The 17,347-nt window shown below is 70.7% G+C and carries 14 protein-coding genes; 3 read left to right on the forward strand and 11 right to left on the reverse strand.

Features of this window, described 5'->3' with window-relative positions:
• Positions 1 to 288: 288 nt before the first annotated feature.
• The 4 genes from O7553_RS18395 to O7553_RS18410 all read right to left on the reverse strand — a co-directional run bounded on the left by O7553_RS18395 (position 289) and on the right by O7553_RS18410 (position 3,779).
• Entirely contained in the window at positions 289 to 1,101 is an 813-nt protein-coding gene (locus tag O7553_RS18395; protein WP_281550956.1) for an ABC transporter permease, read from the reverse strand.
• 11 nt (positions 1,102 to 1,112) lie between these two features.
• Complete coding sequence (locus tag O7553_RS18400; protein ID WP_281550957.1) at positions 1,113 to 1,949, reverse strand: ABC transporter permease; 837 nt, start codon at positions 1,947 to 1,949, stop codon at positions 1,113 to 1,115.
• Positions 1,950 to 2,186: 237 nt separating this feature from the next.
• Positions 2,187 to 2,828, reverse strand: a complete 642-nt coding sequence (locus tag O7553_RS18405; RefSeq protein ID WP_281550958.1) for a GNAT family N-acetyltransferase — start codon at positions 2,826 to 2,828, stop codon at positions 2,187 to 2,189.
• Between the two features lie 12 nt (positions 2,829 to 2,840).
• Positions 2,841 to 3,779 (reverse strand): ABC transporter ATP-binding protein, encoded by a 939-nt coding sequence (locus O7553_RS18410; protein ID WP_281550959.1) that lies wholly within the window; start codon positions 3,777 to 3,779, stop codon positions 2,841 to 2,843.
• Positions 3,780 to 4,047: 268 nt separating this feature from the next.
• Between O7553_RS18410 and O7553_RS18415 the strand changes: the two genes are divergently transcribed.
• Positions 4,048 to 5,238, forward strand: a complete 1,191-nt coding sequence (locus tag O7553_RS18415; RefSeq protein ID WP_281550960.1) for an ROK family transcriptional regulator — start codon at positions 4,048 to 4,050, stop codon at positions 5,236 to 5,238.
• 56 nt (positions 5,239 to 5,294) lie between these two features.
• Here O7553_RS18415 and O7553_RS18420 read toward each other — a convergent pair whose 3' ends face one another.
• Together O7553_RS18420 and dnaG are read right to left on the reverse strand one after the other, a co-directional pair.
• Positions 5,295 to 5,819, reverse strand: coding sequence for a hypothetical protein (locus O7553_RS18420; protein WP_281550961.1), 525 nt, complete (start codon positions 5,817 to 5,819; stop codon positions 5,295 to 5,297).
• A 2-nt stretch (positions 5,820 to 5,821) separates the two neighbouring features.
• The gene (dnaG, locus tag O7553_RS18425) at positions 5,822 to 7,723 is read right to left on the reverse strand and encodes a DNA primase (protein WP_281550962.1); all 1,902 of its coding nucleotides are present in this window, start codon (positions 7,721 to 7,723) and stop codon (positions 5,822 to 5,824) included.
• A gap of 286 nt (positions 7,724 to 8,009) precedes the next feature.
• On the opposite strand from dnaG, the gene O7553_RS18430 reads away from it, so the two are divergent.
• Positions 8,010 to 8,306 (forward strand): hypothetical protein, encoded by a 297-nt coding sequence (locus O7553_RS18430; RefSeq protein ID WP_281550963.1) that lies wholly within the window; start codon positions 8,010 to 8,012, stop codon positions 8,304 to 8,306.
• A 24-nt stretch (positions 8,307 to 8,330) separates the two neighbouring features.
• Here O7553_RS18430 and O7553_RS18435 read toward each other — a convergent pair whose 3' ends face one another.
• Both O7553_RS18435 and O7553_RS18440 read right to left on the reverse strand, forming a co-directional pair.
• Positions 8,331 to 9,626: a deoxyguanosinetriphosphate triphosphohydrolase gene (locus O7553_RS18435; protein ID WP_281550964.1), complete on the reverse strand. Its 1,296-nt coding sequence runs from the start codon at positions 9,624 to 9,626 to the stop codon at positions 8,331 to 8,333.
• A gap of 622 nt (positions 9,627 to 10,248) precedes the next feature.
• Complete coding sequence (locus O7553_RS18440; protein ID WP_281550965.1) at positions 10,249 to 10,599, reverse strand: VOC family protein; 351 nt, start codon at positions 10,597 to 10,599, stop codon at positions 10,249 to 10,251.
• Positions 10,600 to 11,060: 461 nt separating this feature from the next.
• On the opposite strand from O7553_RS18440, the gene O7553_RS18445 reads away from it, so the two are divergent.
• Positions 11,061 to 11,549 carry a roadblock/LC7 domain-containing protein gene (locus tag O7553_RS18445; RefSeq protein ID WP_281550966.1) on the forward strand — a complete coding sequence of 163 codons (489 nt, stop codon included), beginning with the start codon at positions 11,061 to 11,063 and terminating at the stop codon, positions 11,547 to 11,549.
• Between the two features lie 118 nt (positions 11,550 to 11,667).
• On the opposite strand, the gene ppdK is transcribed toward O7553_RS18445, so the two are convergent.
• The 3 genes from ppdK to O7553_RS18460 all read right to left on the reverse strand — a co-directional run bounded on the left by ppdK (position 11,668) and on the right by O7553_RS18460 (position 17,306).
• Positions 11,668 to 14,403, reverse strand: coding sequence for a pyruvate, phosphate dikinase (gene ppdK, locus O7553_RS18450; protein WP_281550967.1), 2,736 nt, complete (start codon positions 14,401 to 14,403; stop codon positions 11,668 to 11,670).
• 249 nt (positions 14,404 to 14,652) lie between these two features.
• Positions 14,653 to 15,801 carry a tRNA dihydrouridine synthase DusB gene (gene dusB / locus O7553_RS18455; protein WP_281555660.1) on the reverse strand — a complete coding sequence of 383 codons (1,149 nt, stop codon included), beginning with the start codon at positions 15,799 to 15,801 and terminating at the stop codon, positions 14,653 to 14,655.
• Positions 15,802 to 15,926: 125 nt separating this feature from the next.
• Complete coding sequence (locus O7553_RS18460) at positions 15,927 to 17,306, reverse strand: glycine--tRNA ligase (RefSeq protein ID WP_281550968.1); 1,380 nt, start codon at positions 17,304 to 17,306, stop codon at positions 15,927 to 15,929.
• Positions 17,307 to 17,347: the final 41 nt, after the last annotated feature.

Here is a 17,347-nt window from a genome sequence, read left to right on the forward strand (position 1 = left end):
GTCGGTGCCGCAGTCGCGGCACCGACCCGAACCGCAGCTGTCACCGCCACGCCCCTGGCGGGTGACAGCTCGGGCCTGGTGGCCCTGGTCGCGACCGGCGTTGACGACGCTGTGTCGCTGGTGTTACGTCTGGAGCAGACATTAACTCCAGAGACCAGAGGAAAGAAAGACCCCGACGAGCCAAACTTTCAGGTGAACTACCGATGGCTTTGTCTTCTACCAGCCAGAAGTCTGTACGACAGGACCTAGTTAGATCGATGATTGTCGCAGAAGGGTGCCTCCAGGACGTCAGTTGCAGAGCAGCCGACCTACCCGACGCCCGGCGACGGTCAGCCCGAGCACCGTCACCGCGACGAGATAGCCGACATCGACCAACTGCATCCACCCGACAGTGTCCACGGCGATCGCCCGGATCAGGTGGACCGACCGGTACAGCGGGGTCAGCTCGACCAGCCAGCGCAGTACCGACGGGTACGCCTCGGCCGGCACGAACGTCCCGGAGAACAGGAAGACCGCGAACTGGGCCGAGCCCATCAGGTCGAAGTCCTGCCAGCTGCGCATGTAGGTGGACAGCGCCATGCCGAGCCCGCCGAAGGCGAACCCGACCAGGATCGCGGCCGGGAACGCCAGCAGCGCCCGGGGGACCGTCGTCAGCCCCATCACGACCATCACCAGCAGGAAGGTTGCCGAATAGATACTGCCCCGCGCCATCGCCCAGCCGAGCTCACCGAAGGCCAGCTCGGTCGGGCGGACCGGGGTGGCCAGGATCCCGTCGTAGAGCTTGACGAACCTCATCTTGGCGAAGAAGTTGAACGTCGTCTCCGACAACGCGCCGGTCATCGCCGAGGCGGCGAGCATCGCTGGGGCGACGAAGGCTGCGTACCCGATGACGGCCCCGCTGCCCGGCAGGGTGATGTCCCCGATCAGCCGGCCCACGCCGACACCGATCGAGAACAGGTAGAGCAACGGCTCGACCACCCCGGAGATCATCACCACCCAGTACGCGGACTTCAGGGCGGCCGCGTTGCGCTCCATCACCGACCCGGCCCGCCGCACGGCCGCGCCGACCCCGAGCATCTGCGGCAGGACGAGGGTCACCACTGTTGCCTCCTCTAGTGGATCAGACGCTTGCGGAACCGGTTGACTGCCAGCCACCACCCGGCCGCCGCCCAGAGGCTCAGGTAGCCGAGATGCCCGGGGACGGACCAGGCGGGCGTGATGCCGAGCGAGGCCGCCCGGCACAGGTCGACCCCGTGCCAGAGCGGCGACAGGTACGCCAGCCAGCGCACGGTCACCGGCAGCGACTCCACCGGAAAGAACACTCCGGCGAACAGGGTCATCGGGATGACCGCGAACCGGAACACGATGACCATGTAGCTGTCGCTGCGGATGGTGGCCGCGAAGGCGGCCACCGGCAGGGCGACGGCCGCTGCCAGCAGCACGGCCACCGGCAGGGTCAGCACCGCCCAACCCGAGTGCAGCGCACCGAACGCGGCGGCCACCGCGACGAAGGCCACGGCACTCGCCAGCACCCGCAGCAGGACGAAGGCGAGCAACCCACCGACGATGTCGGCGATCCGTAGCGGAGCGGCTATCTGCGAGTAGTAGGTCCGTTGCCAGGTGAACCCGCCCAGGACCGGCCAGGAGGACTCCCCGATGGCCACCTGCAACGCGGTGGAAGCGATCAGACCAGGGACGATCCAGTCGAGATAGCTGAACCCACCGACCCCCTGGTCAACGTAGGCTCCCACCCCCACTCCGAAGCTGAGCACCGTCAACAGCGGCAGCAGGAACGACGAGAAGACCGACGACCGCCAGGTCCGCCGGTAGGCGGTCAGGTTGGCTTCCAGGACGCTCGACGCCGGCCCGAACCAGCTCCGGGCCCGCGCCCCGGTCGATCGCGCGGTTGTCGTTACCGTCGGCGTCGCGCCAGTGTCTGTCCCGGACATCCGTCGTCGCCCTCCCCGTACCCGGTCCCGGCAGATGTTGTACCGCCCGGGTACGACATCGTGGAAACGACGCCCCGGAACGACCGCCCGAGACCTACCGGCCCGGCGTACTCTACGGCGACGGCGGGACATCCTCACCGGTATTTCCGTCTCCCGGGTCCGCCGCCCGGGATGGTCGCGGATCGGCAGGGCTTCCAGGGCGTCACACGGACCGATCGCCGACCGGGACTCCCGCCGTCAGTACAGGCGGTTACGCTCGATCGCCGGCGCCGCGGCGCGCTCCGCCCAGTCGATCCGGCGCACCTCGTATTCGACCTCGCCGTGCTCGACGCCCTCGATCGGATCGTCCCACTGCAGGTGGAAGCAGCGGGCCAGGCGCAATCCGGCCGCTTCCATCACCCGCCGCGAGGCGACGTTGACCGCCATCGTCTCGGCGAATACCCGGTCGACGGTCGGGTGATCGAACGCCATCCGCAGCAGTGCTCGGGCACCCTCCGAGGCGTACCCCCGGCCCCAGGAGGCGCGTCGCAGTCGGTACCCGAGCTCCACCTCGGTGATCGCCAGCCGGCCACTGCGGCCGTTGACCACACCGTCGGCGGGACCGGTGACAGCCGGACCGGCGGCGGCCGGCTTCAGCGCGAACCAGCCGATGAAGGCACCGCTGGAGCGCTCGATGGCGGCCCACTTGCCGAAGCCCGGAAAGCGCAGATAGTCACGCAGGATCGCGGGCAGGACCTCGCGGCGTACGGTTTCGGCCGGGGTCGGTCTGCCTCCGGTAAGGTACCGCATCACCTCGGGGTCACTGTCCAGCTCGACGAGCAGTGGCAGGTCGTCGATGGTGAAGCGGCGTAGTGACAGCCGGTCGGTCTGCGCGATCATGCCCGGCCGATTCTAGTCGATCAGGGTCCGGCCGGTGAGATGCAGGAAGACGTCCTCCAGACCACTGCGCCGGATCAACGCGCTGGTCGGTGCCAGCCCACGGCGGTGCACCTCGTTGAGCGCCCCGTCGCCGTCGCCGGTGTAGATCAGGATCCGGTCCGGCAGCACCTCGGTCCGTTCGGCGATTCCGCCCAGTTTGCCGGCGAAGCTGTCCTGGTCGTCGGTCGGGAACCGGAGTTCGACCACCTCACGGGTGGAGTAGCGGGTGATCAGGTCCCGCGGCGAGCCCTCGGCGACAATCCGACCGCCGTCCATCACCACCAGTCGGTCGCAGAGCTGCTCGGCCTCGTCCATGTAGTGCGTGGTCAGCACCAGCGTGACGCCCCGTTGCTTGAGCCGGAACAGTCGCTCCCACACCAGGTGCCGGGCCTGTGGGTCCAGCCCGGTGGTCGGCTCGTCGAGCAGCACGATGTCCGGCTCGTTGACCAGGGCACGGGCGATGGTGAGTCGGCGTTTCATGCCGCCGGACAGCGGCTCGACCTTGCTACCCGACCGGTCGCGCAACTGCACGAAGTCGAGCAGTTCGTCGGCGCGGCGCCGGGCGACCGGTCGCGGGATCTGGAAGTAGCGGGCGTAACTGACCAGGTTCTCCCGTACCGTCAGTTCCTGGTCGAGGTTGTCCAGCTGCGGGCAGACGCCGAGCCGGGCCCGGATCGCCGGGCCGTCCTGCTGCGGATCCATCCCGAGGATTCGCAAAATGCCGCCGCTGGGCGGGGAGACGCAGCCCACCATCCGCATGGTGGAGCTCTTGCCGGCGCCGTTCGGCCCCAGAAAGCCGAACGCCTCGCCGGGCGCGACGTCGACGTCAATGCCGGCGACTGCGGTGAACGTCCCGAACCGCTTGACCAGACCGCGTGCGTGGATGAGTGGCCCCTTACCCCGTTCAGTCACGGCCACGACGCTACCGCGCGGCCCCGACAGGGACGCCGCGAGTTTCGCGAGCAAGGCGCCTTTCGTCAGATTGAGGACAAAGTATAGTACGAACGTCTTGAAGATTGCGCTTCAATGCACTAAGTTTGCCATCCTGACTCGCTACTCCCGGGTCAGCGGGCGAGTTCGTCACCTTGCCCGGTCCCTGCCCACGCCGGTCCGCTTCGCCCGCGTGTCCACCGGCCCTCCACGTCGGACGACGCCACGTGCCGGACCCAGGTAAAGGACAATGACCAACGTGCTGGGAGTGTGGCCGGAGAACACGCACCAGGCGCAGATCCTGCGCCTGCTCCGCGACGGCCCGTGCTCGCGCGCCGAACTTGGCGACGCGGTCGGCCTGTCCAGGTCGAAGGTGGCCACCGAGCTCGACCGGATGATCGACCGGGGTCTGGTGGAGACCGCCGGTCCGGCCGCGTCCCGGGGCGGTCGTCCGTCGTCGATCGTCCGGATCGCCGCCGCCACCCGCTTCCTCAGCATCGACATCGGCGCGAGCACCCTGGACGTGGCGCTCACCGACGGAGAGCTGCAGGTCGTGACCCGGATGACCGAGCGCACCGAGCTGCGCCAGGGGCCGACGACGGTGATCGCGCAGGCTCTCGAACTGGTCACCAAACTGGCCGCCGACTCGGGAACCACGCGGTTCACCGGCGCCGGCATCGGGGTGCCCGGTCCGGTCAGTGTCCACGAAGGCGTGCCGGTCTCGCCACCGTTCATGCCGGGTTGGCACCGCTTCCCGGTACGGGAGATGTTCAGCACCGAACTCGGCTGCCCGGTGCTGGTCGACAACGACGTCAACATCATGGCGCTCGGTGAGAAACACGCCGGCATCGCCCGTTCGTTCGACGACTTCCTGTTCGTCAAGATCGGCGCCGGGATCGGCGCCGGGATAGTGGTCGGCGGGGACGTCTACCGGGGGGCCAACGGTTGCGCCGGCGACATCGGCCACACCGCTGTCGACGAGAACGGGCCGCAGTGCCTCTGCGGCAACGTCGGCTGCCTGGAGGCGTACTTCGGTGGTGCGGCGCTGACCCGCGACGCGGTCGCCGCCGCCCGAGCCGGGCGTTCCGACCAGCTCGCCGAACAACTCGCCCGGATCGGCACGCTCACCGCGCTGGACGTCACCCGGGCGGCCGCCGCCGGCGACCCGGTCGCGGTCGGCATGGTCCGCGACGGTGGACGACGCGTCGGCCAGGTGCTGGCCCGGCTGGTGAGCTTCTTCAACCCGGGGATGGTGGTGATCGGCGGCGGACTCGCCGGGATGGGCCACGCGTTGCTGGCCGAGATCCGCAGCGTCGTCTACCGCAGCTCACTGCCGCTGGCCACCGGCGACATGCCGATCGTCCTGTCCGAGCTGGGCGACCAGGCCGGTCTGATCGGCGCCACCAGGATGATCAGCGACCACGTCTTCACCGCCGGCTGAGCCGACGTACCGGCCCGGGCGCATCCGCTACCGGACGGCCGCACCGCGGCAGGTGGTCACGGCTGCTGCTCGACCGACGCCCTGGCCGCGGCCACCAGTTCGGCGGTACGGTCGGGCAGCCAGTCCGCGTCGGTGTCGACGCTGGCGTCGTAGCGCACCGTCCAGCTCAGGCCATCGATGCCGGACACCCGCCGGCCCACCACTCGGGCCCCGCCACCGTCCAGCTGATGGTGCATGCTGTAGCCGACCGACCGGGTCACCCTGGTCCGGACCTGGTCCGGGACATCTCCCGGGTCCGACAGGTCGAGCGAGATCGCCGGTCCGTCGGCGACCACGGTGTAGCCGTCGTGCTCCGACACCGTCTCAGCCGGCGTGACGACCAGCCTCTCGCCCGACCAGACCGCCTTGTGCACCTGGTGCCAGCCGAGCCGGGTGTCCCGGCCCGGCAGCCACAGGCCCCGGTTGGTGACGACCAGCGTGCCGGTCGCGGTCCCGCTCCAGGCCAGCAACCGCTCGTCGCGGTCCAGCGGCGGCCGCTGGTCGGCCGGCAGCCGTGCGCTACGCCGAAACAGACTCCACACCTTCACAACCCTCCCACGGCTTGTTCGCGCAGCGCACGCGCGTGCTGTTCCAGGGAGAACAGCTCCCCGGCCAGGGTCAGATACTCGTCCTGGTTGGTGACCGGGTTGATCCGCTGCACCTTCGACTTCAGCTCCCGGATGCGGGTGGTGACCGCCCCCCACTGCAGGCGGGCCAGGGTCACCGAGACGTAGTACGGGTCCGCGTCCCGGTCGACGTGCAGCGGTTCGACCGCAAGCTCGGCGACCAACGCCCGAGCCGCGAGGTCGGCGCAGTTGTCCCGGACCCGCTCGATCCACACCGCTCCGGTGGTGGCGGCTGCGGCCCCGCCGGCCTGCGCCATCGCGTCCCGCAGCACGGCGTGTACCGGATGCTGGTAGACCTCCGCGCCGAGGTTGTCGAACATCGGGCCGGCGAGCACCGGCACCTGGAGCCCGAGCTTCAACGCCTCCCGTTCGACCAGCGCCTGAGGATTGTCCGGCTCGTTGCGCGGCTTCGGCGCCGCCGGCTCGGGCACCGCGGCCCGGCCGCCGGCGGTCCGCTGCGGCCCGGCCGCCGCCGCGAGCACCGCCCGCTGCACCGGTTCGACCTCCATCCCGAGGTCGCCGGCGAGCTTGCGCACGTACTCCGGGCGTTTGTCCCGGTCCTTGAGCTTCGCCACCAGCGGCGCGGCCCGCCGCATCGCCTCCACCCGGCCATCGACTGTGTCCAGGTCGAACCGGCTCAGTACCTGCCGCAGCGCGAAGTCGACCAGCGGTTCCCGGCGCGCGACCAGGTCGCGCACGGCGAGGTCGCCCTTTGCCAGCCGCAGATCGCACGGATCCATGTTGTCCGGGCTGACCGCGATGAAGGTACGCCCGACGAAGCGCTGGTCCTCCTCGAACGCGCGCAGCGCCGCCTTCTGTCCGGCCGCGTCCCCGTCGAAGGTGAAGATGATCTCCCCGGCGACGGCCTCGGTGTCCATCAGCAGCCGGCGCAGTACGCCGATGTGGTCCGCCCCGAACGCGGTGCCGCAGGTGGCGACGGCGGTCGGCACCCCGGCCAGGTGGCAGGCCATCACGTCGGTGTAGCCCTCCACGATGACCGCCCTGCCCTGCCGGGCGATCTCCCGCTTCGCCTGGTCGATCCCGTACAGCACGTGGGACTTCTTGTAGATCGGGGTCTCCGGGGTGTTCAGGTACTTGGGTCCGTCGTCGTCGTCGAAGAGCTTGCGCGCGCCGAAGCCGATGACGTCGCCACCGAGCTCCCGGATCGGCCACAGCAGGCGACGCCGGAAGCGGTCGATCAACGAGCCGGACCGGGCCTGGCGGGCCAGCCCAGCGGTGATCAACTCCTGCGCGGTGAAGCCCCGCTGGCGCAGGTGCCGGGTCAGCTCGTCCCACGCGTCCGGGGCGAAGCCGCACGCGTACCGCTCGGCGGTCGCCCGGTCGAACCCTCGGCGGGCAAGGAACTCGCGGGCCGGCCGGGCCGCCGGGTCGGTCAGCCGGTCGACGTAGAACTCGACCGCGGCGGCGTGCGCCGCAGTCAGCCGTTGCCGCTGACCGGCCTGCTGGCGGACCGGCGCGGGACCGGCCTCGATGTAGCGCAGCTGGATCCCGGCGCGGGCGGCGAGCCGCTCCACCGACTCGACGAAGGTGAGGTGCTCGGCCTCCATCAGGAAGGTGATCGCGTCCCCGCCCTTGCCACAGCCGTGACAGAAGTACACGTTCCGGCCGGGCGCCACGGTGAACGACGGCGTCTTCTCGTCGTGGAAGGGGCAGAGCCCTTTGAGGTTGCCACCACCGGCCGACTTGAGCGTGACGCTCTCCGAGATGATGTCGGCGATCGACGTACGCTCCCGCACCAGCGAGATGTCCTCGTCCCGGATCCGACCAGCCATGCTCTGTCGCCCTCCTTCGAGGTACATCCTGCCCTGCCGCCACCATCACCGACGGTGCGGGTGCCGGGGGCCGGGTGCCGGCACCCCACCGGCCGCGACGGACCTCCCGAACCCCACCCTGACCAGGCAGGCCTCTGTCAATACGCACTTTCCACGCCTCGCCGAAGAACAGACCTTGTCCTTATCTGTGACCACGGCAATACTGTCTGTGTCGTACCTAGTGAACCGTTCGCTGGCTTGTTTCTCTTTCTTCACGATTCACTGTGTCTTGTCTACATTGCCGGATCCCCAGCCCGAAGGAGGAGGCACCCCCATGCCCCAGCTGCTGCCTGAGACCAGCGCCACCGACCACCTGGACGTGATCGCCCTCGACGAAGCGCCCCGACTGTGTGCCCTCTACCGCAGCCGGGACGCCGAACTGGCACCGGAGGACGAGCTCCCACACATCGCCGGCTGGGTGCTGGCCTGGCCGGACGGCTCGGCCCTGACCCTGCTCACCGAGGGCGACCAGCCACGGATCATCTCCGGATCGCTGTCGAACGTCGAGACCTGGTGGTCGGCGCTGCTCGCCGCAGACCTGGTCGCGGTCCGCCCGCCGGCCGAGAGCTGAGGGAGCGACCGGCCGTGAACCGGATCAGACGCGGGTCGGACCCGGCCGCCCCGCCGGCCGGGTCAGCCGCCGGTGCCAGGAGATCGCCGCCAGATCGGTGAGTGACGCGACCTGGTCGATGATCACCCGTGCCCGGACCCGGTCATCCGGTGCGTCCGACCACAATGGAAGGAAGACCGGGTCCAGACCGGCCGGGGCGTACCCGGTCAACGCCTCGACGAGTTCGGCGAGGATCTCCCGCTGCCGCAGGTAGCCGGCGGCGGCACCGGGCCGACGCATCACGTAGCGCAACGCCAGCCCTTTCAGCAGCGCGCACCGGGCGCGCACCACCCGGGGCACGACCAGATCGGCCGCGTACCGCCGCACCGGCTGCCCACCGGAACGGTCCCGGGTGGCCGACACCGCGGCGGCGACGAACGCCCCGGTGAGCATGCTGGTCGTGCCCTTCAGCGCCGCCTGGGCCGGGTGGCTGCCGTCGTAGCCGATCAGCAGCCGCAACTCCGGTCGGGCCAGCAACTCGGCCAGGATGCCGGCCAGATCGTCGGCGGACTCGGTGGAGTAGGCCGCAGCGACGTCGGCCGCCAGCGCGGCCTGTTCGTCGGGGTCCACGATCAGCCGACCGAGGTCGATGTAGCCGCCGTGGATACCGTCCTCCAGGTCGTGCACCGAGTACGCGACGTCGTCGGCCCAGTCCATCACCTGCGCTTCCAGGCAGCGCCGCCGGCCGTCGGGCGCGCCGTCGCGCAGCCAGGTGAACACCGGCTGGTCGTCGGCGTACACCCCGAACTTGCGCTCGCCGGGCTGTCGTGGCCAGGGGTACTTGCAGGTAGCGTCGAGCGAGGCCCGGGTGAGGTTGAGCCCGACGGAGTCGCCGGACGGACCGATCACCTTGGCCTCCAGCCGGGTGAGCACCCGCAGCGTCTGCGCGTTGCCTTCGAAGCCGCCGTAGCCGGCGGCGACCTCGTCCAGCGCCCGCTCACCGTTGTGTCCGAAGGGCGGGTGTCCGAGGTCGTGGGCCAGGCCCGCGACGTCCACCACGTCCGGGTCACAGCCGAGCCGGGCACCCATCTCGCGGGCGATCTGCGCGACCTCCAGCGAATGGGTCAACCGGGTCCGGGGTACGCCGTCCGCGCCACTCGGATCCGCCAGATACACCTGGGTCTTGGCCGCCAGCCGCCGGAACCCGGCCGAGTGCAGCACCCGGGCCCGGTCCCGCTCGTACGGACTGCGCCCGTAGCCGGTGTCCTTGGCCGGCTCCGGCACCAGTCGGTGCGCGTCGGCGGCGCGACCAACCGCCGGGCCGTCCGGAGAGGCACTCACCTTCAGCAGCCTAACCGCCCTGGCGGGGCGGCGAACCAGCAGCCCGACCAGCCCGGTGGGGCGGCGAACCGGCCCCCTTGAGCGGCGGGTGCCCGTCACCTGATCGGGTAACGATTTCGGGATGGTTTCCGGTTTGTGTCGTGATGTTGACGTCGACCCTGCGGGACCGCACCCGGCCAGTCCACAATCGGGTCGTGGCTGACCAGGGGTGGACCCGTACCAGCCGGCTCGTACACATCTGCGATGTCGCCGAACCGATGCGGTACGCCGTCGAGGAGCACTGCGCCGGCCAGCTCATGGGAGAGCTGGCCGGCGCCAGCGCCTGCTGTCTGACCAGTTCGACCGGGCCGACCGGATCGACGCGACCAGCGCGCCGTCATCATCGGGTAGACATCCTGCTCGGCCGGCACCTGGTCACGGCCGGGGACGCTCCGCCGCACGGCTACGCCCGGTCGGCACGACTGGCCACGCTGGCGCTGGCCCTGCCGGCGGCGGACGGCATCCTGGTCACCGCCCGCTGGCAGACCCACGGCCGGCCCGAGTCCTGCTGGCTGGGGTTCGGCGACGGGCCGGACGGCCGGACGTTCCTGCTGCTGCTGCAGGCTGCGGTGGAGCGGGCCACTCAGCCACGTCCGCTGAGTACGCAGAACTCGTTGCCCTCCGGATCCGCCAGCACCATCCAGGTGACGTCACCCTGGTCGATGTCGACCCGGCGGGCACCCATGTCGACCAGCCGCTCGACCTCCGCTGCCTGATCCGTCGGGCGCAGGTCGATGTGCAGCCGGTTCTTCAACTGCTTGCTCTCCGGCACCGGAACGAAGATCAGCCCGGGCAGTTGGTCCGGTGAGCGCCGGATCTCCACCTCGTCCGACGCCTCGTGCACGATCTGGTAGCCGAGCGCCTGCGCCCACCATCTGGCCAGCCGGGCCGGGTCGTGGGCGTCGACCACCAGGTTCTCCCACTGACTTGCCACCGGCCACCTCCTGAGGTCGTACGGACCCGGTTCCAGGCCTACCGTACGGCGACCACCACCGACCCGGCAGGGTGACGGGCCAAACACCCGAAGTCAGTTTGATGATCGTTCGCAATAGCCGATCAGTTATCAGTTGCTGTCCGATTGCCGATGGTTACGGGTCCACAAAGAAACATCGCCTGCGGTAACGTGCCAGGAGCACATCGTCACTGCTACCTCGACCGGACGATTGGACAACCCGCTGGTGTCGATCATCGACCGACCGAGGCCCGCCGGCACCCCACCCGGCCCGGTGGCGGAACCCTGCGCCCCACCGTCGCGCGGCGCGCAACGTCGCCGACGCCGCGCCGACCGCAGTCGCCCTCCCCACCCGGCCACCACCCGCCCGTACGCCTGCGGCGGGTCGCTCGGGACGAGGTCGGCGACCAGCCAACCGGACGATCGAGTGAAGGAGACCGCCGGTGGACACTGACACCGCTATCGTTACCGAGCTGAACGGGCTACGCCGCCGGGTGCCCGATGTGACCGGCTCCGTACTGACCGGCGTGGACGGCCTGCTGATCACCCACGACCTCGCCAGCGCCGAAGCGGAGAGCATCGCCGCGCTGGCCGCCGCAAGCGTCGGCCTGGGGCGACGGTTCGCGATGACCGCCGGCCACGGTGACCTGCGGGAGACCGTGATCCACGGCAGCCGGGGCCAGGTCGCCCTCTACCCGGTGGGCGACCGGGCGCTGCTCGCCGTACTCGCCGGACCGGGCACCGATCCGGGCCTGCTGCACGCGCACGGCCGCCGGGCGGCGCGGTCGATCGGGGAGCTGCTGCGGAGCAGACCGGCCAGCAACGTCGCGGCACCGGTGCCGGGACTACTGGACAATCACGCGCCGCTGGCGGTCCGCACCCCGATGGCGACCCTGCCGTACAACCCGGCGTTACCGCGCCGCCGGTTCTGACCGACGCCGGCCGGCGGGGACCGAGGCAGCGGCCGGGCACCCTCCCGCCCCCAGGGTGCCCGGCCGCTCTGCGCCAGCGGCCGGTCAGCGCCAGCGGCCGGTCAGCGCCAGCGGCCGGTCAGCGGCTGTCCGAGCCGGTTGACTCGACCGTCGCCCGGCCGGCCTCCAGCCGGGCCACCGGCACCCGGAACGGCGAGCAGGACACGTAGTCCAGGCCCGCCTCGTGGAAGAAGTGCACCGAGTCGGGGTCGCCGCCATGCTCGCCGCAGACCCCGATCTTCAGGCCGGGCCGGGCGGCGCGGCCCTCCTCGACGGCGATCCGCACCAGCCGGCCCACCCCGTCCCGGTCGATCGACTCGAACGGCGAGATGCCGAAGATGCCCAGCTCCAGGTAGCGCCAGAAGAACGCGCCCTCCACGTCGTCACGGGAGAATCCCCAGCCCATCTGGGTCAGGTCGTTGGTGCCGAAGGAGAAGAACTGCGCCGATCCGGCGAGCTGACCGGCGGTCAACGCGGCCCGGGGCACCTCGATCATGGTGCCGATCAGGATCTCGACCGACCGGTCGCCGAGCACCTCGGCGATGATCCGGTCGGCTTCCGCGCGTACCGTCTCCAGTTCCTGGACCGCGCCGACCAGCGGGACCATGATCTCCGGTCGCGGATCGCGCCCGGCGGCGGCCAACTCGACGGCCGCCTCGGTGATCGCCCGCACCTGCATCGCGAACAACCCCGGGATGACCAGGCCGAGCCGCACGCCACGGAGCCCGAGCATCGGGTTCTGCTCGTGCATCCGGCGCACCGCGGCGAGCAGGGCCGCGTCGCGGCCGGCCTCCTGACCCCGGGCCTGCGCCAGGGCGACCGACACGGCCAGCTCCTCCAGCGACGGCAGGAACTCGTGCAGCGGCGGATCGATCAGCCGTACGGTGACCGGCAGGCCGTCCATCTCCTGGAAGATCTCCCGGAAGTCGGCCCGTTGCAGGGGCAGCAGTTCGGCCAGCGCGGCCGCACGCTCCGCCTCGTCACGGGCCAGGATCAGCCGCTCCACCAGTTCCCGGCGGTCGCCGAGGAACATGTGCTCGGTGCGGCACAGCCCGATCCCCTCGGCGCCGAACCGCCGGGCCCGCGCGGCGTCCGCGCCGGTGTCGGCGTTCGTGCGCACCGTCAGCCGCCGCCGGTCGTCGGCGTGGGACAGGATCCGGTGTACGGCGAGCACCAGCGGGTCGGTGGTGGTCGCCGGGTCGACGGAGCCTTCGAAGTACTGCACCACCTCGGACGGGCGCACCGGCACCGCACCGAGGTACAGGCAGCCGCTGGTGCCGTCGATCGACACCACGTCACCTTCGGAGACGATCTGGTCACCGACGATGAACCGCCCGGCGCCGGCGTCGATGTCGAGGGCGTCGGCCCCGCACAGGCAGGTCTTGCCCATCCCCCGGGCCACCACGGCGGCGTGGCTGGTCTTGCCTCCCCGGCTGGTCAGGATGCCCTGCGCGGCGATCATGCCGGGCAGGTCGTCGGGGTTGGTCTCCCGCCGGACCAGAATCGCCTGCTCCCCCTGCCGGGCCAGCTCGACCGCCCGGGCCGAGTCGAAGACGACTTTGCCGACGGCCGCGCCCGGCGAGGCACCGATCCCGGTGGCGATCGTCGGCGGCGCGTCGGACAGGTCGAAGCAGGGGAACATCAGCTGCGCCAACTGCGCCCCGCTGACCCGGTGCAGCGCCTCGTCCAGATCGATGATTCCCTCGTCGACCAGCTGGCTGGCGATGACGAACGCGGCGGCGGCGGTCCGCTTGCCGACCCGGGTCTGCAGCATCCACAGCTTGCCGCGTTCGATGGTGAACTCGATGTCGCACAGATCCCGGTAGTGGTTCTCCAGCCGGGCCATGATGGTCAACAGCTCACCGTACGACCGGGGGTCGAGCCGGGCCAGCTCCTGCAACGGCAGCGTGTTACGGATCCCGGCGACAACGTCCTCGCCCTGCGCGTTGGCCAGGTAGTCGCCGTAGACCCCCTGGTCACCGCTGGCCGGGTCGCGAGTGAAGGCGACACCGGTGCCGGAGTCCGGCCCCAGGTTGCCGAAGACCATCGCGACCACGTTGACCGCGGTGCCGAGTTCGGTGGGGATCCGTTCCTGACGCCGGTAGATCACCGCCCGTTCGGCGTTCCACGAGTCGAAGACCGCCCGGATCGCCAGGTCGAGCTGCTCGCGGGGGTCCTGCGGGAAGTCCCGGCCGGTGTGCGCGAAAAAGATCTTCTGGTACGCCCGGACCAGTCCACGCAGCGCGTCGGCGTCCAGCGCGAGATCGTCGTCGGAGCCGGTGGCCCGCTTGGCCGCCTCCAGCGCCTGGTCGAACTCCTCCCCCGGCACCCCGCAGACCGTCCGGCCGAACATCTGGACCAGCCGACGGTAGGAGTCCCAGGCGAACCGTTCGTCACCGCCGGCCTGGGCAGCGAGCCCCGCCACGCACTCGTCGTTGAGGCCCACGTTGAGCACCGTCTCCATCATTCCCGGCATGGAGAACCTTGCCCCGGAGCGGACCGAGACCAGCAGCGGGTCGGCCGGGTCGCCGAGCCGTTTGCCACGCTGGCGCTCCAGCCGGGCCAGGGCGGCAGCGATCTGGTCGGGCAGATCCGGCGGTACCGCGCCGCTCGCCAGGTAGGCCCGGCACGCCTCGGTGGTGATGGTGAAGCCGGGTGGGACCGGCAGGCCGAGGTTGGTCATCTCGGCCAGGTTCGCCCCCTTGCCGCCGAGCAGATCCCGCTGGTCGCGGTTTCCCTCGGTGAAGTCGTAGACGTACCTGTGGTGATGGGCTGTCTGCCGGGACGGGTCGCCCGGTCCGCCGGATTCCGCCATTGTTGGCCTCCCATGTGCCGTTCGGCGCTGAACGATGGTTCACCAATGGCCATTGGTTGGCGCAGGTTAAGCGACCAGGGAGGCAAGCCGACAGTAGTGGGTGACCAGCCGCACAGGAAACGACACGGGTGGCGATCGGATGCCGTCCTGGGAGCGCTTCCGTGCGCAGTTCTGCGCATTCACCGGTGTGCTGGATCACTCCGGTCGAGCGGTGTGCGGTACGGGTTCGCCAGCCGGTTCCAGCCGGTTTCAGCCGCCGGAATCGGCGATCTCCGCCCCGGCCGGGACGGAATCGTCGTCCCGGCTGGCCAGCCACCCGTACGGCAGGAAGACCTTGCCCGGCGAGTTCGTCCGGCCCCGCGGCTGGCCCAACGTGTGCCGGGGGAACGGCTCTGCCGGGTCGAGCTTGGACAGCAGCGCGTCGAGCTCCGCCAGGCTGGACACCATGGCGAGGGCCCGGCGCAGCTCACCGCCGACCGGGAAGCCTTTCAGGTACCAGGCCACGTGCTTACGGAAGTCGGTGCAGCCGTCCCGCTCGGCGTCGGCCCGCCCGTCGCGTCCGGTGCCGAACCAGTCGACCAGCAGCTCGGCGTGCCGGCGCATGGTGGCGGCGACCGCGCCCAGGGTCGGCAACGTCCGCCCGGACCCGCCCTCGAACGCCGCCGACAGGTCGGCGAACAGCCACGGCCGGCCCAGACAGCCCCGGCCGACGACGACCCCGTCAGCGGCGGTGTGCGCCACCATCCGCACCGCGTCGTCGGCCTCCCAGATGTCACCGTTGCCGAGCACCGGCACGCTCAACGCCTGCTTGAGCCGGCCGATCGCGTCCCAGTCGGCGGTACCCGAGTACCGCTGGGCGGCGGTACGGGCGTGCAGCGCCACCGCCGCGACCCCGGCCTCCTGAGCCGCCAGCCCGGCGTCCAGATACGTCAGGTGATCGTCGTCGATGCCCTTGCGCATCTTCACCGTCACCGGCACCCCGGCCGGCGCGGCCGCCCGGACCGCACCGGCGACGATCCGGCTGAACAGCCGGTGCCGCCACGGCAACGCCGCACCACCGCCCTTTCGGGTGACCTTGGGCACCGGGCAGCCGAAGTTCAGGTCGATGTGATCGGCCAGGTCACGTTCCACCACGATCCGCACCGCGGCTGCGGTGACCTGCGGATCGACCCCGTACAGCTGCAGGCTCCGGGGGCGTTCGGACGGCGCGAACGCGATCATCCGCAGCGTCTTCGGATTGCGCTCGACCAGCGCCTGCGTGGTGATCATCTCGCAGACGTACAGCCCACCGCCCTGCTCACGGCACAACCGGCGGAAGGCGACGTTGGTGATCCCGGCCATCGGTGCCAGGACCACCGGCGGCCACACCTGGTGGCGGCCGAGCGGCAGCGGCGGCAGGGCCGGCGCGGACCCACCGGCCGGCCGGGACGCGGTGACAGACACGCCGTCCAGGATTCCACGGACCCACCCGGCGCCGGACCCGGGTGGGGGTCAGCCGGTCGGCAACCGCTCCGGGTGGGGGGTCAGCTGGGCGGCAACCGCTCCAGCAGGTACCGCTCGACCTGGTCCAGTGACACCCGCTGCTGCGCCATGGTGTCCCGGTCCCGCACGGTGACCGCGTCGTCGGTCAGCGTCTCGAAGTCGACCGTGACGCAGTACGGCGTACCGATCTCGTCCTGACGCCGGTAGCGGCGACCGATGGCCTGCGAATCGTCGAACTCGACCATCCAGCGGCGCCGCAACGCGGCACCCAGGTCACGTGCCTTCGGCGAGAGGTCGGCGTTGCGCGACAGCGGCAGCACCGCCACCTTGACCGGGGCGATCCGTGGATCGAGACGGAGCACGGTCCGCTTGTCGACGCCGCCCTTGGTGTTCGGTGCCTCGTCCTCGTCGTACGCCGCCAGCAGCAGAGCGAAGACCGTCGCGGTGAGGTCCGCCGCCGGCTCGATCGCGTACGGCACCCACCGCTCACCCCGGTCCTGGTCGAAATAGGAAAGGTCGGCCCCGGAATGCTTGGCATGGGCGGTCAGATCGTAGTCGGCGCGGTTCGTGATCCCTTCCAGCACCACGAATTCCTGATAGGCACCACCGAGCCGGAATTCGATCTCGACGATCCGCTTGGCATGCTGCGGCAGGCCGGCGAGGGGCACCTCGGTACGGCGCAACTGCTGTGGCGCGAGACCCAGGTCGACGTACCAGTCCCACCGCTGCTGTGCCCAGTACTCCAGCCAGTCGTCGTCGGTTCCGGGCTCGACGAAGTACTCCAGCTCCATCCGCTCCCGCTCGTGACCGCGCAGCAGGAACTCGCCGGGGCCGACGACGTTGCGGAAGACCCGGCCGACCTGGGCGATGCCGAACGGCGGCTTCTTGCGGGCGGCGATCATCACGTTGGCGAAGTTCACGAAGGTGCCCGGTGCCGCCTCCGGCCGCAGGTAGTACCGGTCCGGTGGTGGCCCCGGACGGTCCGGCGAGACCTCGATCAGGCCGCTGACCTGCTGCGGGTCGGTGAGGCTGCCCCGGCTGCCGCAGCTCGGACAGGCGAGCTCGGCGAGTGCGGCAGCCGGCTGTTCCCGGCGTACGGTGAACGCCTCGACGATCCGGTCCAGCGGTTGGGTGAGGTCGCAGGCCCGGCACCGGACCCGGGTCTGGGTGTAGGCGTCGAGCAGGCCGGACGCAGTGAACACCGGCCTCGCCTGGATGACCGCCGCGTCGAGGCCGACGACGTCGTCGCGGTGCTGCACCACCGTGCGCCACCACTGCCGGCGGACATGCTCCTTGAGCTCCACGCCGAGTGGCCCGTAGTCCCAGGCGACCGGTTGGCCGCCGTAGACCTCACCAGACGGGAACGCGAAACCACGCCGGTGGGCGAGACTGGCCACGGCGTCGATGCGGTCGGCTGGCATGCGCTGCTCCTACACCGGCTGGCGGCCGGCGGGGATGTGCG

Source organism: Solwaraspora sp. WMMA2059 (genome assembly GCF_027497315.1).
Lineage (GTDB): Bacteria > Actinomycetota > Actinomycetes > Mycobacteriales > Micromonosporaceae > Micromonospora_E.

Excerpts from the sequence above, each read along its gene's own strand:
- O7553_RS18400 (WP_281550957.1), bottom strand. The coding sequence starts at position 1,949 with ATGTCCGGGACAGACACTGGCGCGACGCCGACGGTAACGACAACCGCG.
- O7553_RS18405 (WP_281550958.1), bottom strand. The coding sequence starts at position 2,828 with ATGATCGCGCAGACCGACCGGCTGTCACTACGCCGCTTCACCATCGAC.
- O7553_RS18415 (WP_281550960.1), top strand. The coding sequence starts at position 4,048 with ATGACCAACGTGCTGGGAGTGTGGCCGGAGAACACGCACCAGGCGCAG.
- dnaG (WP_281550962.1), bottom strand. The coding sequence starts at position 7,723 with ATGTACCTCGAAGGAGGGCGACAGAGCATGGCTGGTCGGATCCGGGAC.
- O7553_RS18430 (WP_281550963.1), top strand. The coding sequence starts at position 8,010 with ATGCCCCAGCTGCTGCCTGAGACCAGCGCCACCGACCACCTGGACGTG.
- ppdK (WP_281550967.1), bottom strand. The coding sequence starts at position 14,403 with ATGGCGGAATCCGGCGGACCGGGCGACCCGTCCCGGCAGACAGCCCAT.
- O7553_RS18460 (WP_281550968.1), bottom strand. The coding sequence starts at position 17,306 with ATGCCAGCCGACCGCATCGACGCCGTGGCCAGTCTCGCCCACCGGCGT.